The following is a 24,327-nucleotide window of genomic DNA, read 5'->3' as shown; positions in this document are numbered from 1 at the left end:
AACGCTTATCGCAACGAAGTCTGATACGTGCCGCGTAAAACCACCGACAAGCCCCCCCGCAAAGCGCACCCGCCAACCTCGCGCGCAAAGCCGAAGCCGCGCAGCGCTGCGTTGGTCGCACCGCTTCCGAAAAAGAAATCACGTCGCGCCGAAGCTGCTCTCGATACGGCACACCTCCCGCCAGAAATCGCGGACTGGTTTGCGCATCGCGGCTGGACGCCGAGGCCACATCAGCTTGCACTACTTGAAGCCGCACGCGAGCGCCGCTCGACACTGCTGATCGCCCCGACCGGCGCAGGTAAGACGCTCGCCGGTTTCCTGCCAAGCCTGATCTCGATTCATAACGGCAATCGGAAGAAAACCGGCGCCGGACTGTACACGCTTTACATCTCTCCGCTGAAGGCGCTTGCCGCCGACGTGGAGCGCAATCTCAACACACCAATCGAAGAGATGGGGCTGAAGGTCCGCACCGAAACGCGTACCGGCGATACGTCCCTCGCGCGCCGCCAGCGCCAGCGCGTGAAGCCGCCGCACATCCTGCTGACGACGCCGGAGCAGGTTGCGCTGCTGCTAAGCCACCCGGACGCGCCCTATCTCTTCGCTGATCTCGATACGATCATCCTTGACGAGCTTCACGCGCTCGCCGCCTCGAAACGCGGCGATCTCCTGGCGCTCGACATCGCCCGACTTCGAAAGCTTTCGCCGAATGTCATGACCATCGGCCTGTCGGCCACCGTCGCGCGCCCGAGCGAATTGCGCGGCTACCTCGTCGCGCAGACCGATCCCGAAACGATGACGAACCTCGCCGGTCTCGTCACCGTCAAAGGCGGCGCCAAGCCCGTCATCGAAATCCTGGAAGCGGAAAACGATATCCCCTGGACCGGCCATACTGCCCGCTACGCCATGCACGAGGTCTACGACGCAATCCGCGCGCACAAGCTGACGCTCATCTTCGTCAACACGCGCATGCAGGCCGAATATGCCTTCCAGGAACTCTGGCGCATCAATGACGACAACTTGCCGATCGGCCTGCATCACGGTTCGCTCGAAGCTGCCCAGCGCAAGAAGGTCGAAGCGGCGATGGCCGAAGGCCGCCTGCACGCCGTCGTCGCCACCTCCACGCTCGACCTCGGCATCGACTGGGGCGACGTCGATCTTGTCATCCATCTCGGTGCGCCCAAAGGTGCAAGCCGCTTGCTGCAACGCATCGGCCGCGCCAATCACCGGCTCGACGAGCCGTCGCAAGCAATCCTCGTTCCCGGCAATCGCTTCGAAGTTTTGGAATGCCGCGCCGCCCAGCAAGCCGCCGAAGCTGGCGATCAGGACGCGCAGCTGTCCCGCAGCGGCGCACTCGATGTTCTCGCCCAGCACGTGCTCGGCATGGCCTGCGAAGCCCCCTTCGATCCGGACACGCTGTTCGATGAAGTCCGCTCTGCCCTCCCCTACGCGGGTCTCACACGAAATCAATTCGACCGCACCGTCGATTTCGTCTCGACCGGCGGTTACGCCCTTCGCTCCTACGAACGTTTTGCCAAACTCCGCCCAACCGACGACGGTAAACTGCGTGTCGCCAATCCCCGCATCGCGCAACAATACCGTCTGAACATCGGCACCATCGTCGATGCGCCACATCTCAAAGTCCGCCTCATCGCCCATCGCGGCGCCAAGCGAATGCCGAACATGGGCGGCCGGGTGCTGGGCGAAGTCGAAGAATATTTCGCCGAGCAACTGACGCCGGGCGATACATTCGTCTTCGCCGGACAGGTGCTGCGCTTCGAAGGCATTCGCGATACCGAAGTCTTCGTCACGCGCGCCAACGCCGAAGACCCGATGGTGCCGAGTTACGACGGCGGCAAATTCCCGCTGTCCACGCATCTCGCGCGCCGCGTTCGCGATATGCTCGCCGACCCCAGCGTCTGGTCGGCGCTTCCAAATCCTGTCGCCAACTGGCTTGAGTTGCAGACCGAATTCTCAGTCATGCCTGCGCCCGATGAGGTGCTGGTCGAAACCTTCCCCCGGGGCAACCGCCACTTCCTCGTCGCCTATCCGTTCGAAGGCCGCCTCGCGCACCAGACGCTCGGCATGCTGCTGACCCGCCGCCTCGACCGTATCGGCGCCCAGCCTGTCGGCTTCGTGGCGAACGATTATGCGCTCGCCGTCTGGACGCATGGCGACATGTCCGGCCTCATTTCCGGCGGACGCCTCTCCCTTGCCGAACTCTTCGACGAAGACATGCTTGGCGACGACCTCGATGCCTGGCTCGCCGAAAGCGCTTTGATGAAGCGGACATTTCGCCTTGCGGCCGTCATCGCTGGGCTGATCGAGCGCCGCCATCCCGGGAAGGTAAAATCCGGCCGCCAAGTGACGATCTCGACCGATCTGATCTATGATGTGCTCCGCCGCCACGACCCGAACCACCTTCTGCTGGAGGCCGCCTGGGCCGACGCGGCCACGGGCCTGCTCGACATCAAGCGGCTCGGCACGTTTCTCGCTCGCATAAAAAACCGAATCAGACATCAAATTCTCGACCACGTGTCGCCGCTCGCCGTTCCGGTACTGTTGGAGATCGGCATCGAGCTGGTCTACGGTCAGGATCGCGATGCGGTCTTGCGCGCGGCGGCCGACGAATTGATACGCGAAGCGACGGGGGATGCAGAGCAATGAACATGCTGAAGCCGGAGCGCATCGGGCTCGACGATTTCGCCGATCAGCCGGTCAACATTTGCGGCAAGACCTTCCTCGCCCATAAATTCGGTGCACTCTACTGGCCTGCCGAGCGCGCGCTGATCGTCTCCGACCTTCACCTCGAAAAAGGCTCGGCGTTCGCGGCGCGCGGCCAGATGCTGCCGCCTTATGACACGCGAGAGACCCTGAGCAAGCTGGCAGCTCTGATTGATCGCTACCAGCCCGAAACGGTCATTTCACTCGGCGACAGCCTGCACGATTCCGATGGCGCGGCGCGCATGGATCAAGCCGATATCGAAAGCCTGCACATGCTGCAGGAGGATCGCGATTGGATCTGGATCACCGGCAATCACGATCCCAAGATCGACCGTACGCTGGCGGGCTATGTCGTCGAGGAAGTCATCGTCGGCGGTATCGCGCTCCGTCATGAGCCACGTTCCGGCGCGGCGACGCACGAGATTGCCGGACATTATCATCCCGCCGCCCGCCTCGTGTTTCACGGCACGTCACTGCGGCGGCCATGCTTCGTCGGCAATCGCCTGCGTCTCGTGATGCCAGCGTTCGGTGCCTATACGGGCGGTCTCAATATTCTCGACATGGCCTTCGAACCGCTGTTCGGCGATGATGGTCTTGACGTCTGGATGCTCGGCCACGAAGGCCTCTATCCCGTCGCCCCCCGCCTGCTGCGCGACGATTGAGGTCAAACCGGCTTACGGAACGCAAACGCCGCAGCAAGCCCCGACGAGACCGCCAGCAGCACCGTCACGACGCCGTAGAGCAATGGCTTCGTCATCGCTGTCTCATGAATGTAACGCTCGACGCCTTCACGTTGCAGCATGACGCGGTTGCTGTATTCGCCAAGCATTTGGCCGCCTTTGAATAGATACACATGCGCCGTCAGCGGCCCGACGGGCACGTTCGGCGGCAACGCAATCGTCGCACGGAAAAGACTGCTGCCGATGAACGACGCGCCGAAGTCCGATTTGACGTAGACGCGCTCTCGCTCCTTCAAACGGATCAGCGCTTCCTTGAACGCTTGCAACTCCGCCGGATCGGTCGCATCCGTTCGGCTCTGCGCAGCGCGAACCATCCGCACATGATCGAACCCGATCCCTTGCGCATCGAGCACCGCCTTGTCCGCGATCTCATCAATTGGCCGCGTCGAGGCAATGGCATAATAGCTCGGCACCGACGCAAAGCGCATCGACTGCGTGTTGACCCATATGCCGCCCACGCGCGACTTTCGGCGCACGACGACCGGCGCCGGAATGCCTTCGACCACCACAATCACGTCATAGGTACCGGCCTCTGGACTGGATTGCACGCTGTTCGTGACCGCTCCGAAGACCAGAATTTCCGTGCCCGTGAAGCTCGATGTGATGGCAACCTGCCGCGTCGAGGCGTCGGCTTCGACGCCTTCTTTCGGCACCTCCGCCGCCGCAGCGCCTGCGAAACCGATCATCACGGCCATCGTTGCTAAAAACCACCGCATCAGGATGCCCCCGCCACAGCCGCGAGCGAGAACAGATCGGCAGGCGGTACGACAAGCTCGTACGCCATCCGCGCAGCAACGAGCAAAATGACCGCGCCCAACAACGCGCGCAGATGTTCGCCGCGCAATTTCTCCCCAATCATCGTTCCGAATTGCGCACCAATCACCCCGCCGACGATCAAGATCAAAGCGAGCACCACATCGACCGTCTTGTTCTCGACAGCGTGCAGCACGGTTGCCAGCGCCGCAACGAATACGATCTGAAACAGCGACGTGCCGATAACGAGCCCTGTCGGCATCCGCAAGAGGTAGATCATCGCCGGGATGATGACGAACCCCCCGCCGATGCCCATGATCGCCGACAGGCAGCCAATGAACATGCCGATGATCACCGGCGGAACGGCGCTCATGTAAAGCTTCGAGCGTGGGAACCGCATCTTGAGCGGCAAGCCTTCCATCCAGCCATGCTGACCGGATTTTCTGGCCGTCGTCCCGCCAGTCGAGCGCACCCGCCGCGACGCGTTGATGCCCTCTACGAAAATCACCGTGCCGACCACGCCGAGAAAAATGACGTACATGAGCGCGACAGTGAAATCGAAGTATCCCAGACGCCGCAAGATCTTCACCGCACTGACGCCGAGATAGGTTCCCGTCAGGCCGCCCATCAACATGACGAGCCCCATCCGGATATCGACGTTGCCGCGCCGATAATGCGTGATCGCGCCCGATACCGAAGACGCCACGACATGCGAGGCGCTGGTCGCCACCGCGACCGCCGACGGAATGCCCAGAAACGTCAGCAGCGGCATGAGCAGAAAGCCGCCGCCGACACCGAAAAGACCTGAGAGAAAACCGACACTCATCCCGAGAGCCAAAAACACGATGACGGAAACCGACATCTCGGCAATCGGCAGGTAAAGGGTCATCCTCGGATCCGAAACGGCGTGGTGCAGGCGATGGAACTAGCGTCTAGCAGGATTTCCCGCCAGGAGACACCACGCGGCGCGTCACGGCAAGCTCTAGCCGTTGAGGCCGTTTCGGGGATTTTGTTTCCATAGATCGCCGGCAACGTGGGCATCATTGATCGCGCGATCCGTAGGCGTCATCCGCCAGGCGTCAATCATCTTTCTCGCAACGGTAATATCCTGCGCCGTCAGCTTGCCGCGAAGAATATCGCGGCGGCGGACTGCATCTGCGTCACCACCTTGCGCGGCAAGCGAAAGCCACATGAACGCCGTCCTCAGATCGCGCGTCACGCCAAGACCGTTCTCATAAAGAACAGCCAGATTGAATTGGCTGTCGGGCAGGCCGCGCTTGGCAGCTTCCTCGAACCATTGCGCCGCCGTCGTGTAATCGGGGGCGCGATCCGATTGGTTGGCCGAGAGCACAGCGAGATTGTGCATGGCCTTGATGTTGCCCTGCTCGGCTGCGCGCAGATACCAGGTGCTCGCTTGCTTCCGGTCGGCCTTCAAACCGAGACCACGCTCATAAAGCGTGCCGAGACGATACTGCGCCAAGGCGAAACCCTGTTCGGCCGAGCGCTGATACCATTTCGCGGCCTCAGCGAAATTCTGCGGCACGCCCTCGCCTTCCGCGAACCGCGCGCCGACTTCGAACTGAGCCGATGAATCCCCGTTAGCCGCCGCGAGCCGAAACGACAGCGGACCGATCATCGCCGGCGGCATATCGAGCCGCGATGACTTCTGCCCCCCGACCGGTGCGCTTGTGTTTTGCGCCGGCGGCGCGATGCCTTCCGTTTCCGCTTCCGTCGGAATCATCGACGCCGGGACCACGGCAGATTCGCCTGGCCGCGCCGCAGCGCTTCCAAGCTCACCTGAAATGTTCGCCATCGCCTGATGACGCCGCGCCTGGATCAGCTCGGCTTCCGTTACCGGATGATCGAGATCGACCGCAACGCCTGTCATCGGCAGCGTCGTCCGCGGTGTAGAATCCGGGTCGATCGAGGCCGTCGTCGCAGGCGCGCCGCCGTCATGCGGACTGAGATCGCTGCGCGGACCATTGACCCCGCCTTGCGCGTTCGGTTCACCAGCGGGCGCCGAAGGGGCTTGCGACCCCGACGACGGCTCGGAAGCCGACGGTGCACCCGAAGCCTTTGCTGAATCAGTGGCGTTGCCCGGTTGGACTGTCTTGCTTTGCGTGGTGGTTGCAGGAGCGGCCTCCTGCACGGCCGCCGACTGGGGCTTGCTTTCGAAGCCGAAGGCATACCAAAGCCCGGCAAGCGCCAAGAGCACGAAGCCCGCGATGATCATCAGCCGCGGCGACGGCGCAGTGGGTCCCGACGTGTTCTTTGCAAGCGCGCTCGAAGGCCGGATTGGCCGGCTGCCGGCTGGCGCCGAGCCGCTTGCATACGCCATCCGCGTTGCCGACAGCGATGGCGCGACGGAATCGTCAATGTCGTCGCCCTCGGCGCTGAGACGCATCTTGGCCCGGCGCGCATCAGCAATGAATTCCTGCCGCATCTTTTCGCTGCGCAGCGCCATTTCTTCCGGCGACATTCCCGTCTCGCTGACCGCCGAAAGCGGTGGCGGCGAGACGGCATCGGGAAAGGCGCCATGGCTATCGTCTTCGTCGAAAGCAAACGGCTGAGCACCAAAGTCGTCATCGCGCAGTGCATCGCTGCCGAACATTTCCGTTCGCGCGCCGTAGTTGGCCGCATGGTCAGCCTCGAAGATCCGCGGCGGCGGTTGCTGCGGCGGAAAGTCGATCGCTTCCACCCGGTCGAGCAGACGAACCATAGCTTGCTGCATGGTATCGAGAAGCATTGCGGTTTGTTCGCCGCCCTGACGGTTTTCCGTCATGAGCTGCTCGATCAGCGGACGAAGCTCGTCCGCTGCCACATTTCGCTCATCCGGAGGCCGGCTCGCAAATCGCTGCGCCGTTTCTTCCGCTACCGCCCGAGCGACCGCACCGATGTCTGCCGATTTGGCGTTCGCCGCCTGCATCTCCGCGAGTGTTTGCGACACGTTCGCAAGCTGCGCTTCGATAGTGTTGAGCCGATCGAGCTGATCGTTCGTCTTTTCGAGACGATTGACGATCTCTTCCATGTGCGCCTCGATCTGCTGCACAGTAGCGAGGTCGTCATGGGTGGCAACGCCTGCGAACACTTTCGCGAACTGGCGCTCGAACTGATCGAAACGCTGATCGAAGTCCGAGAACTTGCTCTCGGGCTTCACATGCGCGAGAGAATATTCGATGCCGCGCGCAATCTCGGCGAACCGGCTTTCAAGCCATGCCTCGTCGATGTTCGAAGTGCCGCCCGTGGCCTCGTCGGCATCGCGTGCAGAGGCTGCAGACGGCGGATAGGCGGACGCTTCATAGACACTGGCGAGCGCTTCCGCGTCGTCCCGGTCCCAAGGATTGTTGAGATCGGCATGGCCAGAACGTGCCGCCGCCCGATGCTGGCGCGTCCGCGCCGCACCCCGCGCAGCGCTTCGATCGACATCGACCAGCCGATGAGCCAGTTCGCCAATGCCTGCTTCGATCTGCTCGAAGGCCGGCGCGAATTGATCGGGAATGCGCATACGCAGGAGATCGGCCTCGCGCCCCATCCCCGAAATCCGATCCTGCATTTCACTGAGCGCAGCCGTGTGCCGACGATCGGCGTCCTGAAGCTGGGCGGCAATCGTATCGAGGATCGATTTGAGTTCGTCGCGGCTGTCGTCACCGGACTCGTGCGGGTCCCTTCCCTCCCGACGCTCAGCACCCATTTCCGATTTCGACATCTTCCCCTCGAGACAGCGCGATTGCGAAAGGTCCGGGAGAGCGCAGCCGCCGCGCGCTCGGGACATCGGGGGGTCCGTACCGCGCAGGTCAAATGCGATCGTTGGCGGACGCGACACAAATCAGCTTCGAAGGCAACTTTTGGTCGCCGGGAGTAAACGTCGAGTTAAGGAGCGTGCCAGGACGATAAAAATCGCGACTTTTCAATATATTATTAGAGGAAACTTTTGATCTGGCGGCCGCCGACACCACCGCCTCGCACGGGTTGATTCGCTGAAATGGCTGTGGCCAGCGGTCTTGCCATAGTTCCGGCATATGACCATTTCGCTGGTAACGGTCAGCGGAGGACTTTCAATGACCTTGAGGGCGACGCGGGCAACCATGCTCGGTCTTTCCATTCTGCCGATACTGGCAGCGGCTTCAGTTGCAGAACCATCGGGTGACACCGCCGAACGGTTCACGATGTCCCCAGTCGAGGGCGGCTTCCTGCGTCTCGACAAGCAGACCGGCGCCGTCGCCATGTGCGCCAAGAGCGGCAACGAATGGGCCTGCAAATCCGTCGACGATCAGACCACCAACACACCCGCCGACAAGCTTTCACGCCTTGAATCGGAGAACCACGATCTGAAGGCGCGCGTGAAAGAACTTGAAGAGATGATCGAGACACGACCGCCCGGTGTTCCGTCGCCGCCCGGTCCGCTTGCCGATGCGCCACCGCCGGACGACAAGGTCCAGCTCCCGACGGATGAGGAAGTCGATCAGGCGCTCGACTACATCTCGCGTGTCTACAAAAAGATCCGCGATCACGTCAGGGATTTGGATAAGCCTCTGCCGCCGGACGACCACGCCGCGCCGTCACCGCCGCCCGTGCCACCATCGGCCACGCCGGGTCCAAAAGGCTCGCTCTAGATAAAGATATCAGTCCGCAAATTTGCGCGTAGCGCGGATGAGTTCGTGCAAGAGCCCCGGCTCCGTCATCGCGTGTCCAGCGTCAGGCACAATGCGCAGATCGGCGTTACCCCAGGCCTTGGCGAGCATCACCGCGTTCCGCACGGGCGTCACGACATCGTAACGTCCGTGCGCAATGACGCCGGGAATATCCTTCAGGCGGTGGGCTTCAAGAAGCAACTCGCCGTCCCTCCGGAAGAAACCAGCGTTGACGAAGTAATGGCTTTCAATTCGGGCGAAGGCCAGCGCATAGCTGTCTGCGCCGAACCGTGCCACGCGATCGGCTTCCGGAATGAGCGAGAGCGTCGTCCCTTCCCAGATGCTCCAGGCACGCGCTGCGGCAACGCGGACGCTGAGATCGTCGGACGTCAACCGGCGGTGATAGGCGCCGATCATGTCGTCGCGTTCGTCGGGCGGAATCGGCCGCTGGAATTCGGCAAAGGCTTCCGGGAAAATCCAGCTGCATCCGTCCTGATAGAACCAGCGCAGTTCCGCTTGCGTCAGCAGAAAAATGCCGCGCAGAACCATCGCGGTCACTCGCTCGGGATACGCTTCCGCGTAAGCGATCGCCAGCGTCGACCCCCACGAGCCGCCGAACAACTGCCAGCGGTCGATGCCGAGTTCGCTGCGAATGCGCTCGATGTCGGCGACGAGATCGTGCGTCGTATTGTGATCGAGCGACGCGTTCGGCGTCGAACGCCCGCACCCGCGCTGGTCGAACAGCACGATGCGATAACGGTCGGGATCGTGAAACCGCCGCATCGTCGGATTGCATCCGCCGCCTGGACCGCCGTGCAGAATGGCGACCGGCCGCCCATTTGGGTTTCCGCATTCCTCGACGTAAAGCGTATGCCCGCCGCCGACCGGCAGCCGGGTCTCGCGGTACGGCGTCAATGGCGGATAGAGATCGAGGCGATCGCGAATGGTCATGGATTGCTCTTTAGAGGCCCCAAACCGCCTGAGCAATCCTGAACGGCCCGCAAGTCGCCATTCGAGCCATCACGTGCGCGAATGTTTACGAAGCTGGAGCCGCTGCATCTCGCGGTCGTAGATGATCTCGCCGCCCGGAACCCGGATGTCGCGTACCATCTCGACGGTGTGACGGCTGACCTCCGGCCGCATCAAGCTCGTGCCGATGGCCAGCGCGAACGACACGGGCAGCCCGAGAATGCCCGCGATGGCGCCTGGCGTCGAAAGCGTCCCCATCTCGCCCATCATGATGGCGAACGCTCCGGCGACAAAGCCCGAGATGACCCCGACGATCGCACCGCCGACCGTCAGTCTCTTCCACCAGATCGACAGGACCATGACGGGGAAGAGGCTCGCACCCGTCAGCGACAGCGCCCACAGCACGAGCCGCAACGGATCGCTCGGCGCCGTGACGCACAGCATCGCACCACAGAACGCTACGACCACGATGAAGCCGCGCACGATCCACACCCGACTCTGCGTCGTCGGCGGCTCCCACGACATGCCTTGAATAACGTCCTCGCCAAGAACGGCCGCCAGCGACACGGTCGTGGCGGACGCCGTGACCAATGCAGCGGCCACAGCGCCCGCCAGCAGGAGATAAGAGAACGCCGACGGCAGATCGACCAGCAGCGGCAAAGCAAACAGCACGCCGTCGCGATCGAACTTCAGGCCTGCAAATCCCAGCCGTGTCGCTGCCTGATCGAAGGTCACGATATGATGCGCCGCTGCGTTATGCAGCCATTGCGGCAACGGCCCGAGCCGCTCGCTCATCACGGCGTCAAGCGTGAAATCTCGAAGGAAGATTGCCGCCGAAGAAATCGTGAGGAGAGCCAGTCCGGAAAAGACCGTCGCCCAGCCGAGCGATTTTCGCGCCTCATACACGCCGGGCGTCGCCGCGACGCGCGGCAGCAGCCACGGCGCGGTGCTGACACCCGTCGCAATCGCGAAAACACCAATGATGAAAGCCAACGGCCCGATCGAGCCGAACGGCTGCGTATAAGGCTTTGTCAACGCGGAAAAGCCCTCAGGCGGCAGCTGGAACGCCATCGGCCAGACCTTGATGAGCTGCAATCCTTCGTTGACTTCGTTCCGCACCATCCCGCGCACCATCGGACCGTTCGCGAGTTGCGGAATGGGCAGGCTCGTCACCATAACGCTGATCGTCGTCGCGACGCCAAGCACGGCGAGAAACAGCGCGATCGATTGCGCAACGCCCGTCCAGGTGAAGGAACGCTTGCCGCCTGCCGCCGTCGATATCGCAATCGTCAGCGCGAGGAGAAACACCAGATTGTTGGCGCTGCCGCCGACAAGGCGCTGCGCGACGTGGCCACCAATGCGCAATTCTGCCGACAGCACGAGCAGCATCGGCACAGCCGCGATGCCTGCCGTGATGACCCTCAGTCCCCGGCTCTCAAAACGCCGGCCGAGATAGCTCGGCACGGTGAAGGCGCCGAACTTCCGGTAGAACGGTGCAAGCCCGATCGCCATGATGACGAAGCCCGTCAACGTGCCCATGAGCAGGATGACGGCATCGAATCCTGAGAAAAAGAATGCGCCGGTGCCCGCCACGATGAAGGTGCCACCCAGCGCCGAAGCACCGAGCAAAAGCCCGGTATAGGCGGCGGGAACCCGGCGCCCGGCCGCAAAATAGCATAGGATGTCGTTCGTTCCGACGCACAGGCCGATCGCGGCGTAGATGATGATCGGCCCGGCGAGAAACGCGATGCGCAGGAAGCTCTCATCGAACTTCAACTGCTCGAAGATCAGGACAAGAAGGAACAGCGCCGTATAGAGGGCGGCGAAAATGCTGAAATACGTGCCGAGGCGCGGATTGATCAATCTCGCGCGCGCACCGAACGCCATGCTCCCGCCTCACATATCTTCGTGCGCGCCGTGCCAGTGATCGATGGCATTCTGGCGGTTGACGTAGCTCGCGACCGTTATCAGGGCGATCACGAAAAATCCGTGAGCCGCAAGAAAGTACCCGAGCGGAAACCCTAAGAACCGGCTGGAGTTCAATTGCTCGGCATAGAGCGGCAAAACGATGACCAGCGCCAGAAACGGTATGATGCTCGCAATGACCTGCCACTTGGTATGGCGCCAGTAGGGCTTGCGTTCTTTCCGTTCAATCATCTCGCCGGATCCCCCAAAGTCGCCGCTTTCGCACGCGGCGCCCCACCGCCTGTCGCCCTCATTATGCCCGCCGGCCAGGGCCTTTGTCCAATGCTACTCCGGTGGAATTTGGCCGCCGTTCCGTTGTCCTGCGCTAGATCATCCCCTAACATTTCGCCGCGGGAATCGCGTGCCAGCCTTCCGGGACGAAGGCGCGACGTGCCCAGGACGGGAACGGCAATATCAGCAGGGAAGGACAATCAGCATGAGCATAATTGACGAATTCAAAGAATTCGCCATGCGAGGCAACGTCATCGACCTCGCCGTCGGCGTAATCATGGGCGCCGCCTTCGCTCCAATCGTTTCTTCCCTCGTCGACAATGTCGTCATGCCGCCGATTGGCTACATGATGGCAGGGATCGACTTTTCCAGTCTCTCGGTTGCGATCCCCACGCCGACCGACCCGGTGCTGATCAGGTACGGCGTGTTTCTCAACGCCGTCATCAAGTTCCTCATCACCGCCTTCGCGATCTTCCTGCTCGTCAAAGCCGTCAACACGATGAAGAAGCCTAAGGCCGCTGCTGGCCCGCCCCCGCCGACACCGACGGAAGAGTATCTCAAGGAAATTCGCGACCTTCTGGCGAAGAAGGCCTGAGGCCGTTCCACAAGAATGTTTGAGCTAGCGCGCGACTGTTCCAGCAGAGTGTTGCGCGCTCTCAGACTGTTGCGCCCCTGCCTGATCGGCGAGCACGTTACTTCACGTTGTATAACATTTGCTGATTGACCCAGCCGCTGACGCCGAGACTGATGGTCGGCTTTTTCTGCTGATCGATCTCCGTGCGTGTCGCTTCGAGATCCCTGATCCTCGCGTCCATGTCCGACGACGATGATCCGCCCGATCCGACCGCCTGGTTGATCTGCTGATCGAGCGTCGAAGGCGCACGCTTTGCCGTACTCGTATCGTCGGCAACCGCGGGAGAGACGAGCAAGCCACCGCAAGCGCCCATGACAAGCGCGGCACCGGCCCAAAGCGATTTAGAGGCCCCCGGCATTCATCCCTCTCCCCGAAGTTCGACGCACCATATCTAGCATCTTCGCCGACGCGGCCCCGATCAATTTTTGTAAATACTTCCTCGGAGCACTCAGTCGTCGTGAATCGGCAGGGAAGCGGCTTTAGGCTTCACCGCCTCCGGCTTTTCGGGCGCCGCCGTCACCATGGCGGAGATGACCGTTTCCGACAGCCCGTGCAGCAGCGCGCCAACGATGCCGCCAAGCAGAACTTCCGCACCCCGCTGAAAGCCGACGACAGCCAACGGTGTCGCCGCGTCGGTGCTGAGAAAAACGATCGGACACGTCCACATGCAGACCCGGAGCATCGGGTAACGCCGCGCGATGATCGCCGCGACGGCCACCGCAACCGCCATCTGCACTACGACATCGGCATGAAGCGGTTCGAGAAGAGACCCGATTGTAACCGCAACGACGACGCCGACAACCGTGCCGAACAACCGCCCGATCGTCGCGGTTCGCGTCTCGTCCAGCTTCTCCTGCCCGACAATGACACCGGACATCGCCGCCCACACTGGGTGCGGCAGCCCAATAGCGTTCGCAAGCACATAAGAAAGCGTCGCCGCACCCGAGCAGCGCAGCACGAATGCAACGTGGCGCGCCCATGCTTCTCTTGTCATCGGATCTCTATCATCGTGATCGACGCCTTTCGGCGCGTTGTCGCCCTCAGCGCAGTACCCTAGGGACAACGCGGCGACCAGCGATCGTACGGCTTGCGGGAACATCGTGAAAGTGTCAAAACCCGGAAAATCACGGCCTTCGCGGGCGTAGTTCAATGGTAGAACGGCAGCTTCCCAAGCTGCATACGAGGGTTCGATTCCCTTCGCCCGCTCCATCCCGCCGCTGAATTTTTAATCACATAAAGTCGGCATTGATCCGGAGTTGAGATCGCAATTCATCTAGAATTGTTATTGATCAAAATCAGCGCGCCGAATTTCTCTCTTCATGAAACGCAAGGCTGATATGCCGAGGCACCATCATGATTTCACTCAACAATAGAGAATGCGGGAATTCCTGCCGAGTATTGCAGGCAGCATTTCCAATTGTCGCATCCAACGATCGGCAATCGCTGTTGACGCATTGCAAAATATGAACTTGATTGCGGCCAGTTGCTTCGGTGGGCCTTCTTCCCGTTGGCGCAACATCCTGAGAAGACTTTCAAATCCCGAACGGTCCCAGTGATGATTTTCACATCATCGCTGCCCGAATATATGACAATAATAATATAAAATAGGGAATTTGATGCCGGCTTCCGCCGGCGGTTGTGCACCGCTTTCGGCACCCGCCGAAGGCGTGTCAAGTCGTGAATTGGAGAACTAAAATGCGTGGAAAGATTCTAGCAGTGGGGTTGGCATTGTCCGCTTCGCTGGGTTCGTCCGCTTGGGCGAATGAGAGCGTCATTAAAGCGACGAGCGACCCGAACAATTGGGCCACTCAAAACGGCGATTACGCCGGTCATCGCTATTCGAAACTCAACCAGATCACGACCGAAAACGTCGGCCAGCTCCAGGTGGCTTGGACGTTCTCGACCGGCGTTCTCCGCGGCCATGAAGGCAGCCCGCTCGTCGTCGGCAACGAGATGTACATGGTGACGCCGTTCCCGAACGTCGTCTATGCCCTGAACCTCGCCGACGAACAGAAGATCGTCTGGAAGTATATTCCGAAGCAGGATCCATCCGTTATCTCGGTCATGTGCTGTGACACGGTTACCCGTGGCCTCCAGTACGCCGACGGCAAGATCTTCATGTATCAGGCCGACACGACGCTGGTCGCTCTTGATGCCAAGACCGGCAAAGAACTCTGGAAGGTCGCCAACGGCGATCCGAAGATGGGTGAAACCGGCACGTCCGCTCCGCTCATCGTCAAGGACAAGGTCCTCGTCGGCATTTCGGGCGGCGAATACGGCGTCCGCGGCTCGCTGACCGCATACGACGAAAACACCGGCAAGAAAGTCTGGCGCGCCTACTCGACGGGTCCGGACGCTGAAATGCTTATCGACCCCGAGAAGACGATGTCGCTCGGCAAGCCGGTCGGCAAAGATTCTTCGCTCAAGACGTGGAGCGGCGATCAGTGGAAGATCGGCGGCGGCACGACCTGGGGCTATATGGCTTACGATCCCGACTTGAACCTCGTGTACTACGGAACCGGCAATCCCGGCACGTGGAACCCGGCTCAGCGCGCTGGCAAGGACGGCAAGCCAATCGATCTCAAGTGGTCGATGACGCACTTTGCGCGCGATCCCGACACCGGCATGGCCAAGTGGGCCTACCAGATGACGCCGTTCGACGAGTGGGACTATGACGGCATCAACGAGCCGATCCTCGCCGATATCGACGTCAAGGGCGAGAAGCGCAAAGTTGAAGTCCACTTCGACCGCAATGGCTTCGCCTACACGCTCGATCGCGTCACCGGCGAACCGCTCGTCGCCGAGAAGTTTGATCCGATGGTCAACTGGGCGTCCAGCATCAACCTCGACAAGTCGAGCCCCGACTACGGCCGTCCTGTCCGCGTGAAGAAGTACTCGACCTTCGCTCACGGCACCGACTTCGACACTAAAGGCATCTGCCCTGCGGCTCTCGGCGTCAAGGACGAGCAGCCGGCGTCGTACTCGGAGCTGACGGGCCTGTTCTACGTTCCCGCCAACCACGTCTGCATGGACTACGAGCCGTTCAAGGTTTCGTATGCTGCTGGTCAGCCGTTCGTCGGCGCGACGCTCTCGATGTTCCCGGGTCCGGATAAGCCGGAGCGCATGGGTACGTTCCTCGCTTGGGACGCAGGCAAGGGCAAGATCGTCTGGTCGAAGCCTGAGCAGTTCTCGGTGTGGTCTGGCGCTCTGACGACCGCTGGTGGCGTCGCCTTCTACGGCACGCTCGAAGGCTACTTCAAAGCCGTCGACCAGAAGACCGGCAAGGAACTCTACAAGTTCAAGACCCCGTCGGGCGTTATCGGCAACGTCTTCACCTACATGCAGGGTGGCAAGCAGTATGTCGGCGTTCTCTCGGGCATCGGCGGCTGGGCCGGCATCGGTCTGGCAGCTGGCTTGACGAACCCGAACGACGGTCTCGGCGCTGTCGGCGGTTACTCGGGCCTTGCTTCCTACTCGAACCTCGGTGGCTCGCTCACCGTGTTCGCACTGCCCTAACGATCTGCGAGATGGCCCGGCGCAGCCTGGGCCATCCCACATCCACCGGGAAAACCGATCAGACAAAATTTAAGGGAGAGGACCGTGAGTCCTCTCCCTTTTTTGCTGCCGGCACGGACAGGCGGAATGTGTTGGCTCTAAGCCGCCAGTTTTTCCTGGGGCTTCACATGCTCACCTGCACCAGCGGCAGACGACTTTGCTGTCTGCGATTGCTTCCAGCTTTTCCAGCTTATTGCGTTGTAGCTCAGCGCAAACGCGAAAAGGCACATCGCTCCGATGCAGATCGCCAGATAATAAAATTCGATCGTTGTCATGGTCGCCTCCCAAACAATTTGAGACAGCGTAGGAGCGCAGAGCGCGGCGCAATTGATCCGCATCAACGGATGCAGCAATCCGCCCGGATCAAGATCCGCGCTAAATCAGATTTTCCGAAAACGATCTGCCGAAGCTCTGATGAGCGTCAGGCCGCTTTACCAACCGCACCCCCCTTGCGCGTTTGGTTCGCATGCTGACTGAGGAAGCGCACGAAGCTGCGCACGAGCTGCCGGTCACCGTCGCTTTTCCGATAGGCCGCGAAGTGGCTCGACACGAACTGATAGGTTTGCGGCCGGAGCTCGCGCATCGAACCCTGCTTTGACCAGCTCTCGCCGATGTGCCGCGGCAGAAAGCCGATGAAATAGCCGGACAGGATCAGCATCACCTGCGCTTCCATCTGAACGACGTTGCCTGACGCACGCGGATGATCGGCGCGATAGAGATCGTCGAACTGCCGATAACCGCGTACCGAGAACTGTGCCCTTTCGATCGCCTCCCGCGTAATCGCCGATGTCGGAGCGTCAAACAGCGGATGCCCCTTGCCGCAATAAAGCCCATGCGGCTCGCGGTGCAAAGCAACGTACGTGACACCCGGCGCTTTCTGCGAGAACGGCCCAATGACAACGTCGCGGCGACCGTCTGCGATGGCTTGCTCAAGGTGATTCGGTGTTCCGAGTTCAAGATCGATGAACACGTTCTCGGCGTTTTCCATGAAGCGGCCGACGACGTGCTGCAGCCCAAGCGCCGAATTCGTGACGATGCCGTCGACGATTCCGATGCGAAGTCGCCCGACGAGTTGACCGTTGTACTGGCCGACCCGTTCCTCGAAGGAGCTAATCTCCGCAAAGAGCTTTTGGGTCGCGATATAGGTTGCTTCGCCGAAAGGCGTCAGCCGGAAACCTCGTCGTCCGCGTACGCACAATTGCGCGCCGAGCCTGCGCTCAAGCGCCGCAAGGTGGGTGCTGAGGGTGGGTTGGGAGAGATTGAGCGCAATCTGAGCATCGGCGAAGCTACCGGCTTCAACCAGCGTCATAAACACCCGTAAAAGGCGGATATCGATGTTATCGAGCCGACGCATCGAAACTCCTTCGCACAAAGCAGCATCACATCACATCGGCAGTTTTCAATGTATCGTTTAAATAATCAATATTTTCATAGATGTTATTTTAGCCAACTCTCCATTGCCGAAATCGTGTCGTCAGCGAGGGGTTATGACCATGCATATGGCAATAGGGTTCCGCCGGTTCACCGGAGTCGGTCTGGCAGTGGCGCTTTGGGCTGGCGTATCGGTCGCCGCAACCGCTGCACATGCCGACGAGAAAATCCGCATTCTCTGCCCGACCTGGAGCGGATACGCGCCGGTCTTCGTCGCGCAGGATCTTGGCTACTTCAAAAAGCTTGGCATCGACGTCGACATCAAGTTTGAGGACGAACGCGCCAACGTCATGGCAGCGATGGACCGCAAGGACATCGAGATGGATATGCGCACCGTCGGCGAATATCAGGGCAAGCCGCGCGATGCCAAGACGCCTGGCGTCATCATCGGCACCATCGACGAGTCACTTGGCGGTGACGGCGTCATCGCGCCGGGTGACATCACCTCCGTTGAACAGCTCAAGGGTAAGACCGTCGCATCCGAGCCGAACATCCCAGGCCGGCTGCTCCTTCAGATGGCGCTCAAGGCAAAAGGCTTGACGCTTGCTGACCTCGACGTAAAGCAGATTGCGACCGCCGATACCGTCGCCGTCTTTGCCGATCCATCGATCTCCGCCGTCGTTTCCTATCAGCCGAACCTCTCGCAGGCCCTCGACAAGATCAAGCAGCGCAATCCGCACCTGCTGATCTCGTCGGCGCAATATCCCGGCATCATCGTCGACGTCATCATCGTCCGCCAGGACGACTTGAAGGCGAACCCCGAGAAGTACAAGAAGTTCATGATCGGCATCTTCAAAGCGATCGACTACTTCAAGAGCAACAAAGCGGACTTCATCAAGCTGGCAGCACCGCACTTCAACCTGACACCGGAAGAGTTCGCCGCTTCGATTGACGGCAGCCTAGAATACACGGGCTACGCACAGACGGCCGGATATTTCGGCAAACCCGGCGCCCCCGGCTCGCTGTACAAAGTCTTTGGCGAAGTCATGAAGCTGAACCTGGAAAACGGCGCGGCCGATCACGACCTCAAGGCCGCAGACCAAATCGACAATTCGATCGTCTCCGGCATCACTGAAGCCGACCTGAAATAATCAGCCGCGAACCAGCCGAGCCAAGCCATCTCGTGACGAGCAAAGCAACAGCATCGACGGCAGCAGTGGTCGAACGGCGACCGGCGGCGGCGCCAAACGCCAAGGCGCCGCGCGCAGCGTACCGCACCCGGAACCAGTTCTTCGCGTTCCGGGGCACACTGTCGAGACGGGCGCAAATCCTGACATCAATTTGCGCTAGCCTAATCGTCATCGCGGCATGGGAAATTTCGACCCGGCTCGGCTGGATCAACTCGCTCTTCCTGCCGCCCCCCAGCGTCACCGTCGAAACGCTGTGGATCATGATCACGCAGAAGCATCTGCTTTGGAATGCAGGTGTCTCGACCTTGCGCGTGTGGGTGGCCTTCACACTTTCCGTCGTGATGGCGATCCCGATCGGCATCGCGATGTCGAGCTTCCGCGGCGTCGGCGCCGCCCTGGAGCCGATCGTCGACTTCATCCGCTATCTGCCGGTTCCCGCTCTCGTTCCGCTGAGCATCATCTGGTTCGGCGTCGGCGAAACGACGAAGATCTTTCTTCTCTGGCTCGGCACCTTCTTTCAACTCGTCCTGCTCGTCGCAGACGACATGCGCCGCGTGCCGCAGGAATACGTCGAGATCGCCGACACCGTCGGTGCACGTCCCTTCCAGATGCTGAAAGACGTCGCCTTCCGCGCCATGCTACCGAGCCTATTCGACAACCTGCGCATCACGCTCGGCTGGTGTTGGACCTATCTCATCATCGCGGAAATCGTCGCCGCCGATAACGGCCTCGGCTTCGTCATCTGGGCGGCACGACGCTACATGAACACCTCCGAGGTCATGGCAGGCGTCGTCACCATCGGCTTGATTGGCCTGCTGACCGATCAGATCCTGCGCCTCGTCCACAAGCGCTATTTCCGTTATCTCTGAGAGGCGCGCCGTGGCACCAGCTCCCTATCTCGTATTCGACGGCATCGCGAAATATTTCGGCGATCTAGAAGTCGTCGCGCCAACGTTCGACCTCACCGTCAGGCGCAACGAATTCATCGTCTTCCTCGGCCCCTCTGGTTCCGGCAAGACGACGCTGATGCGCATGGTCGGCGGCCTGGAAACGCCAAGCACCGGTGAAATCCGCCTCGACGGCCAACCAATCCGCGAGCCGGACCGCGACCGCGGCATGGTCTTTCAGTCCTACTCATCGTTTCCTTGGCTGACCGTCGCCGAGAATGTCGCCTACGGCATGAAGTACCGTCTCGATATGACGCCGGAACGCAAGGCGACGCGCCTCGCACATTACTTGCAACTCGTCGGCCTCAGCGACTTCGCCGACGCCTATCCGAACAAGGTCTCAGGCGGCATGCGCCAACGCATCGCCATCGCCCGAACGCTCGCTGCAGGCTCCGACGTTCTGTTGATGGACGAACCCTTTGGCGCATTGGATGCGCAGCGCCGAGAAGATCTTCAGATCGAGCTGCGCCGCATCCAACAGCAGGACGCCAAGACAATCATTTTCGTCACGCACGACGTCGACGAAGCAGTTTTTCTCGCGGACCGCATCATCGTCTTCTCCAAGCGCCCCGCACGCATGCTTGAGGAAGTCGATATTGCGGCAGCTCTCGGCCCGGATCGCACGCTGGAGCTTCGCGACAGCGAACGCTTCTTCAGGTTGCGAACGGAAGTTTTGAAATTTGTCCGCGCCGCAGCGGGCCACGATAACTAGAGCGCAAAGCGCCGCAGGAAAGCAAATGTGCATCAATCTTAAAAACAAAAGCGTCCTCGTGACCGGCGCAAGCCGCGGAATTGGTTTTGGCATCGCTGAAGGCTTCGCCGAAGCAGGCGCCGACTTAGCAATCCTTGCCGACGACGACACCGTGCATGAGGCCGCCGACAAAATCTCGAAGGCGTACGGCCGTCCTGTTCGTGCCTTCGTCGCCGATACCACCGACAAGTCCGCCGTCGCCAAGGCATTCTCGGAAATTTCCAAGCTAGACGTTCTCGTCAACAACGCGGGTCTCGAATTGATCACCCCGCTGACCGATCCGAGCGACGAAGTTGATGCCACGTTTGCCCGCATCATGGACATCAACGTCCGGGGCACATGGAACGTCACGCGCGGCGCGCTACCGCTTCTGAAGACCGGCGCGCGTATCATCAACACCGCGTCCGTCTGGTCCAAAAGCGCCGTCGGCGAATTCGCCGCCTACATCGCGTCAAAGCACGCAGTCGTCGGCTTAACCCGAACCTTCGCACGCGAACTCGGACCGCGCGGGATCACGGTCAATGCCGTCTGCCCGGGATGGGTGCGCACCGTCGCGTCGGTTCGTTCTGCGAAAGTCATGGCAACACGCTCGAAGCGCAGCGAAGCCGACATTTTCGCGGACGTCATTGCTGCCCAGTGCCTTCCCGGTCTGATGGAGCCGCAGGACGTAGCCGGCCTTTATCTTTTTCTCGCCAGTGACCTCGCGGCCAACATCACGGGGCAGGCAATCGGCGTGGATCGCGGAGAATTCCTCGGATGACCAAAGAATTTAAAGACATGAAAGTCGTTATCTGCGGTGCCGCTAGCGGCATCGGACTGGCGACGGCTGATCTATTCGAAAAGAAAGGCGCGCGCGTCGCGCGGCTCGACTTCGAACCCATAGAAAAAGGCCTGTCGTTCCAGCTCGACGTCACCGACGAGATCCAAGTTGCGGAAGCGATCGCCGCCGCTGACAACGCCCTCGGCGGCATCGACGTCATGACCAATTCGGCCGCCGTGTTTCGCTACGGGCCTCTGCTCGACACGCCCGTTGCTGACGTCCGCAAGGTATTCGACGTCAACCTCGTCGGCTCGTTTCTTGTGACGCGCGAAACAGTACGCATGATGAAAAGCCGCGGCAAAGGCGGCAGGATCATTCTCTTCAGTTCCGAACTAGCCCAGCTCGGACGCGAGCATCACGCCGCCTATTGCGCCACCAAAGCCGGCGTCAGCGCCATGGTGCGCTGCTGGGCGAAGGAATTCGGGCCCGACATTCTCGTCAATGCCGTGGCGCCGGGCCCGACCGACACGCCGCTTCTCGATTTCGAAAACCTGCCCGACGAATGGAAACGGCTTGAAACGTCCAATCCGCTCGGCCGCATCGGCAAACCGGAAGAAGTCGCGGAAGCCGTCCTGTTTCTCGCCAGCGCCGGCGCAACGTTCATCACCGGCCAAGTTCTCGGCGTCAACGGCGGCGCCTCGATGGTTTGAAGGAAAGAAAAAGCATGACCGACCGCATCTTTATGAATGAGATGAGCTGGACAACGTACCAGAAACGCATCGAAGACGGTGCCATCATCCTGCTCCCAACGGGCGCCACCGAGCAGCACGGCCCACATCTGCCGATGGGCACCGATGCCCTGCTCGCGACTGCCGTCGCAGCCGATGTCGCAAAGCGGATCGACGCCATCGTCGCGCCGGTCCTCTCGTTCGGATACAAGTCGCAGCCGAAGATGGGCGGCGGCAATCACTTCTGCGGCACGACCAGTCTCGATGCCGATACGCTTGCGCACGTGCTGCGTGACGTCATCAAAGAGTTTGCACGCCACGGCGCGCGCCAGCTCGTTCTCATCAACGGCCACTACGAAAACATGATGTTCACGATCGAAGGCGTCGATCTCGCCCGTCGTGAGCTGGCCTATATGGGCATTCACGATTTCGAGGTCATGCGCCTCGAATATTGGGATTTCACCAAGCGCGAGACGCTCGACAAGATTTTTCCTGACGGCTTCCCCGGCTACGATCTCGAGCACGCCGCCGTGATGGAAACGTCTCTGATGCTCCATCATCATCCGCATCTCGTCGATTTGTCGGCGCTCCCCGACGACAACCCCGCGAGCTTTCCGCCCTATGACATGTACCCGACGCGCACCGGACTGGTGCCGTGCTCCGGCGTGCTGTCGCCCGCGCACGGCTGCTCGGCGGAAAAGGGCAAGCTGCTGGCGAACGACTATGCCGAAGGCGTCGCCGCCGCGATCCGCAAAGAATTTCCGAACGCAAGGGTGAAGCCATGAGCGATATCCACGTCGTCCCAGCACGCCAGGGCCGCGCTGTCGCCCTCAAAGCTGGACAATCGATCAAGATCATCAACACGCATGGCCATCAGGTCGTCGACACGTGGGCCTTCAACGCCGACGACTTGGGCGAGTTCCTCTCGATGGAGCACATGCGCGCCGCGATCGACCGCATTCGCCCAATGGCCGGCGACAAGCTCGTCACCAACAAGCGACGCCCGATCCTGACGCTCGTCGAAGACACCTCGCCCGGCATCCACGACACCTTCATCGCCGCATGCGATATCTATCGCTATCAGGGCCTGGGCGTCGCCGATTACCACGACAATTGCGCCGACAATCTTCGCGCCGGCATGGCGGGCCTCGGTCTGACGCCGCCAGAAGTTCCCTCGCCACTCAATCTTTGGATGAACATTCCGGTCAAGTCCGATGGCGCCATCGGCTGGGAAGAACCTGTTTCAAAACCCGGCGACTACGTCGTGCTGAAAGCCGAGATGAATTGCATCGTCGCGATGTCCGCCTGCCCGCAGGACATCATCTGCATCAACAAAGGCGCGCCGACTGACGCGCACTACGAGGTTCTGGCATGAGCACGACGACCGTCTCCATTCCGTGGGGACTCGATTCAGAAACCGGCGTGCTCCGGCATGTTCTTCTCGGCAAACCTGACTTTTTCGAATGGCGGCCCGTCGGCGCCGTTTCCCGTCAGACGCTCGCGCTCGGACTCCGCTTCGATGCCCAAGCCGCAATGTCGCAGCATCGCGAAATGGTCGATGTCTTCGAGCAGGCGGGCGTCACCTGTCATTGGCTCGACGCGCGGCCTGAGCTGAAATACGGCGTGTTCGCTCGCGACTCGAGCGTGATGACGCCCTTCGGCGCCGTCATCACCATGCTGCAGACCCGCTACCGCCGCGGTGACTATGCGCTGGTCCTGAAGTTCTACGAAGAAGCCGGAATCCCGATCTGGAACATGATCACCGCCGGCCATTTCGAAGGCGGCGACTTCATGGTCGTCGAACCGGGATTTGTGCTTTGCGGCTACGGCGGCGAACGCTCCGAGCAGGAAGGCGCCGAGCAGATGTGCAAGTGGTTCCGGGAAAAAGGCTGGGAGGCTTACGCCGTGCCCTTCCCACCGCATTTCGTGCACCTCGACGTGTCGGTCGGATTCATCAACAAAAAGCTCGTTGCCGTCGCTCCCGACGCGCACCAGCCGTGGTTCCTCGATCTTTTGAAATCGAAGGGCTACGAAATTCTACCCGTCTCCTATCATGACGCGACACAGCTCGGCACGAACATCGTCGCTCTCGGCAACGACCGCGTGTTGTCGACCGCCGCGAACGAGGATCTGAACGCCCGCATGCGCTCCCACGGCATCGAGGTCTTCGATCCTGACCTGCGGATGTTCACGCTGGGCGGCGGCGGCCCACACTGCCTCTGTCAGGCCCTGCGGCGCGATCCGCTTTGATGCGATTTGTGCCCAACGTCTCACAAATGTTCATCAGGCAGCGAGGATAGCAATTCGCTGCCTGTTCATTTAATCTTCCGTGACCGGCCTAATTGGACTGGCCAAACAATACTGAATTGTTGCATATGAGG

Annotated in this window: 23 protein-coding genes and 1 tRNA gene; 14 read left to right on the top strand and 10 right to left on the bottom strand. The window is 61.0% G+C overall.

Features of this window, described 5'->3' with window-relative positions:
- Window positions 1-27: 27 nt before the first annotated feature.
- On the top strand, window positions 28-2,664 hold the full coding sequence (locus ACLB1Z_RS05455) for a ligase-associated DNA damage response DEXH box helicase (protein WP_409562396.1): 2,637 nt from the start codon (window positions 28-30) through the stop codon (window positions 2,662-2,664).
- On the top strand, window positions 2,661-3,383 hold the full coding sequence (gene pdeM / locus ACLB1Z_RS05450) for a ligase-associated DNA damage response endonuclease PdeM (RefSeq protein ID WP_409562395.1): 723 nt from the start codon (window positions 2,661-2,663) through the stop codon (window positions 3,381-3,383). Before ACLB1Z_RS05455 ends, pdeM begins: the two co-directional genes overlap by 4 nt.
- A 2-nt stretch (window positions 3,384-3,385) precedes the next feature.
- Here the strand turns inward: pdeM and ACLB1Z_RS05445 are convergent, their stop codons facing one another.
- The 3 genes from ACLB1Z_RS05445 to ACLB1Z_RS05435 all read right to left on the bottom strand — a co-directional run bounded on the left by ACLB1Z_RS05445 (window position 3,386) and on the right by ACLB1Z_RS05435 (window position 7,920).
- Window positions 3,386-4,177, bottom strand: coding sequence for a TIGR02186 family protein (locus ACLB1Z_RS05445; RefSeq protein WP_409562394.1), 792 nt, complete (start codon window positions 4,175-4,177; stop codon window positions 3,386-3,388).
- Window positions 4,177-5,103 carry a sulfite exporter TauE/SafE family protein gene (locus ACLB1Z_RS05440; RefSeq protein WP_409562393.1) on the bottom strand — a complete coding sequence of 309 codons (927 nt, stop codon included), beginning with the start codon at window positions 5,101-5,103 and terminating at the stop codon, window positions 4,177-4,179. The genes ACLB1Z_RS05445 and ACLB1Z_RS05440 overlap by 1 nt, the downstream gene beginning before the upstream one ends.
- A gap of 93 nt (window positions 5,104-5,196) precedes the next feature.
- Window positions 5,197-7,920 (bottom strand): sel1 repeat family protein, encoded by a 2,724-nt coding sequence (locus ACLB1Z_RS05435; protein WP_409562392.1) that lies wholly within the window; start codon window positions 7,918-7,920, stop codon window positions 5,197-5,199.
- 352 nt (window positions 7,921-8,272) lie between these two features.
- Here ACLB1Z_RS05435 and ACLB1Z_RS05430 point away from each other — a divergent pair, with 352 nt between their 5' ends.
- Window positions 8,273-8,827 (top strand): hypothetical protein, encoded by a 555-nt coding sequence (locus ACLB1Z_RS05430; RefSeq protein ID WP_409562391.1) that lies wholly within the window; start codon window positions 8,273-8,275, stop codon window positions 8,825-8,827.
- A 9-nt stretch (window positions 8,828-8,836) separates the two neighbouring features.
- Here ACLB1Z_RS05430 and pip read toward each other — a convergent pair whose 3' ends face one another.
- From pip to ACLB1Z_RS05415, 3 genes are all read right to left on the bottom strand, one after another.
- Window positions 8,837-9,796, bottom strand: a complete 960-nt coding sequence (pip, locus tag ACLB1Z_RS05425; RefSeq protein WP_409562390.1) for a prolyl aminopeptidase — start codon at window positions 9,794-9,796, stop codon at window positions 8,837-8,839.
- A 69-nt stretch (window positions 9,797-9,865) separates the two neighbouring features.
- Window positions 9,866-11,701, bottom strand: a complete 1,836-nt coding sequence (locus tag ACLB1Z_RS05420) for a cation acetate symporter (protein ID WP_409562389.1) — start codon at window positions 11,699-11,701, stop codon at window positions 9,866-9,868.
- 9 nt (window positions 11,702-11,710) lie between these two features.
- Entirely contained in the window at window positions 11,711-11,971 is a 261-nt protein-coding gene (locus ACLB1Z_RS05415) for a DUF4212 domain-containing protein (protein WP_013946447.1), read from the bottom strand.
- A 244-nt stretch (window positions 11,972-12,215) separates the two neighbouring features.
- Here ACLB1Z_RS05415 and mscL point away from each other — a divergent pair, with 244 nt between their 5' ends.
- Window positions 12,216-12,605 carry a large-conductance mechanosensitive channel protein MscL gene (mscL, locus tag ACLB1Z_RS05410; protein ID WP_013946446.1) on the top strand — a complete coding sequence of 130 codons (390 nt, stop codon included), beginning with the start codon at window positions 12,216-12,218 and terminating at the stop codon, window positions 12,603-12,605.
- Window positions 12,606-12,702: 97 nt separating this feature from the next.
- On the opposite strand, the gene ACLB1Z_RS05405 is transcribed toward mscL, so the two are convergent.
- Together ACLB1Z_RS05405 and ACLB1Z_RS05400 are read right to left on the bottom strand one after the other, a co-directional pair.
- Window positions 12,703-13,002 carry a hypothetical protein gene (locus ACLB1Z_RS05405; RefSeq protein WP_409562388.1) on the bottom strand — a complete coding sequence of 100 codons (300 nt, stop codon included), beginning with the start codon at window positions 13,000-13,002 and terminating at the stop codon, window positions 12,703-12,705.
- Window positions 13,003-13,092: 90 nt separating this feature from the next.
- Window positions 13,093-13,638 (bottom strand): FUSC family protein, encoded by a 546-nt coding sequence (locus tag ACLB1Z_RS05400; RefSeq protein ID WP_409562387.1) that lies wholly within the window; start codon window positions 13,636-13,638, stop codon window positions 13,093-13,095.
- A gap of 141 nt (window positions 13,639-13,779) precedes the next feature.
- Between ACLB1Z_RS05400 and ACLB1Z_RS05395 the strand changes: the two genes are divergently transcribed.
- Together ACLB1Z_RS05395 and ACLB1Z_RS05390 are read left to right on the top strand one after the other, a co-directional pair.
- Window positions 13,780-13,853: transfer RNA gene (locus ACLB1Z_RS05395), tRNA-Gly, on the top strand.
- 486 nt (window positions 13,854-14,339) lie between these two features.
- The gene (locus tag ACLB1Z_RS05390; protein ID WP_409562386.1) at window positions 14,340-16,160 is read left to right on the top strand and encodes a methanol/ethanol family PQQ-dependent dehydrogenase; all 1,821 of its coding nucleotides are present in this window, start codon (window positions 14,340-14,342) and stop codon (window positions 16,158-16,160) included.
- Window positions 16,161-16,297: 137 nt separating this feature from the next.
- Here the strand turns inward: ACLB1Z_RS05390 and ACLB1Z_RS05385 are convergent, their stop codons facing one another.
- Complete coding sequence (locus ACLB1Z_RS05385) at window positions 16,298-16,474, bottom strand: hypothetical protein (RefSeq protein WP_409562385.1); 177 nt, start codon at window positions 16,472-16,474, stop codon at window positions 16,298-16,300.
- Between the two features lie 146 nt (window positions 16,475-16,620).
- Window positions 16,621-17,553, bottom strand: a complete 933-nt coding sequence (locus ACLB1Z_RS05380; protein ID WP_409562384.1) for a LysR family transcriptional regulator — start codon at window positions 17,551-17,553, stop codon at window positions 16,621-16,623.
- Window positions 17,554-17,692: 139 nt separating this feature from the next.
- Here ACLB1Z_RS05380 and ACLB1Z_RS05375 point away from each other — a divergent pair, with 139 nt between their 5' ends.
- The 8 genes from ACLB1Z_RS05375 to ACLB1Z_RS05340 are packed head-to-tail and all read left to right on the top strand — an operon-like array spanning window position 17,693 to window position 24,196.
- Complete coding sequence (locus ACLB1Z_RS05375) at window positions 17,693-18,721, top strand: ABC transporter substrate-binding protein (protein WP_013946438.1); 1,029 nt, start codon at window positions 17,693-17,695, stop codon at window positions 18,719-18,721.
- A 32-nt stretch (window positions 18,722-18,753) separates the two neighbouring features.
- A complete protein-coding gene (locus tag ACLB1Z_RS05370; RefSeq protein ID WP_409562383.1) occupies window positions 18,754-19,629 on the top strand; it encodes an ABC transporter permease in 876 nt (291 codons plus the stop codon).
- 10 nt (window positions 19,630-19,639) lie between these two features.
- A complete protein-coding gene (locus ACLB1Z_RS05365; RefSeq protein ID WP_409562382.1) occupies window positions 19,640-20,419 on the top strand; it encodes an ABC transporter ATP-binding protein in 780 nt (259 codons plus the stop codon).
- A 25-nt stretch (window positions 20,420-20,444) separates the two neighbouring features.
- Window positions 20,445-21,218, top strand: a complete 774-nt coding sequence (locus ACLB1Z_RS05360; RefSeq protein ID WP_409562381.1) for an SDR family NAD(P)-dependent oxidoreductase — start codon at window positions 20,445-20,447, stop codon at window positions 21,216-21,218.
- Window positions 21,215-21,928: an SDR family NAD(P)-dependent oxidoreductase gene (locus ACLB1Z_RS05355; protein WP_409562380.1), complete on the top strand. Its 714-nt coding sequence runs from the start codon at window positions 21,215-21,217 to the stop codon at window positions 21,926-21,928. The genes ACLB1Z_RS05360 and ACLB1Z_RS05355 overlap by 4 nt, the downstream gene beginning before the upstream one ends.
- A gap of 14 nt (window positions 21,929-21,942) precedes the next feature.
- On the top strand, window positions 21,943-22,731 hold the full coding sequence (locus ACLB1Z_RS05350; RefSeq protein WP_409562379.1) for a creatininase: 789 nt from the start codon (window positions 21,943-21,945) through the stop codon (window positions 22,729-22,731).
- The gene (locus tag ACLB1Z_RS05345; RefSeq protein ID WP_409562378.1) at window positions 22,728-23,321 is read left to right on the top strand and encodes a DUF1989 domain-containing protein; all 594 of its coding nucleotides are present in this window, start codon (window positions 22,728-22,730) and stop codon (window positions 23,319-23,321) included. Before ACLB1Z_RS05350 ends, ACLB1Z_RS05345 begins: the two co-directional genes overlap by 4 nt.
- The gene (locus ACLB1Z_RS05340) at window positions 23,318-24,196 is read left to right on the top strand and encodes a dimethylarginine dimethylaminohydrolase family protein (protein WP_409562377.1); all 879 of its coding nucleotides are present in this window, start codon (window positions 23,318-23,320) and stop codon (window positions 24,194-24,196) included. The genes ACLB1Z_RS05345 and ACLB1Z_RS05340 overlap by 4 nt, the downstream gene beginning before the upstream one ends.
- Window positions 24,197-24,327 lie beyond the last annotated feature (131 nt).

This window comes from Hyphomicrobium sp. MC8b (assembly GCF_905067615.1).
Lineage (GTDB): Bacteria > Pseudomonadota > Alphaproteobacteria > Rhizobiales > Hyphomicrobiaceae > Hyphomicrobium_B.
Note: the sequence above shows the minus strand (reverse complement) of the source record. Positions and strands in the feature narration are given on the sequence as shown.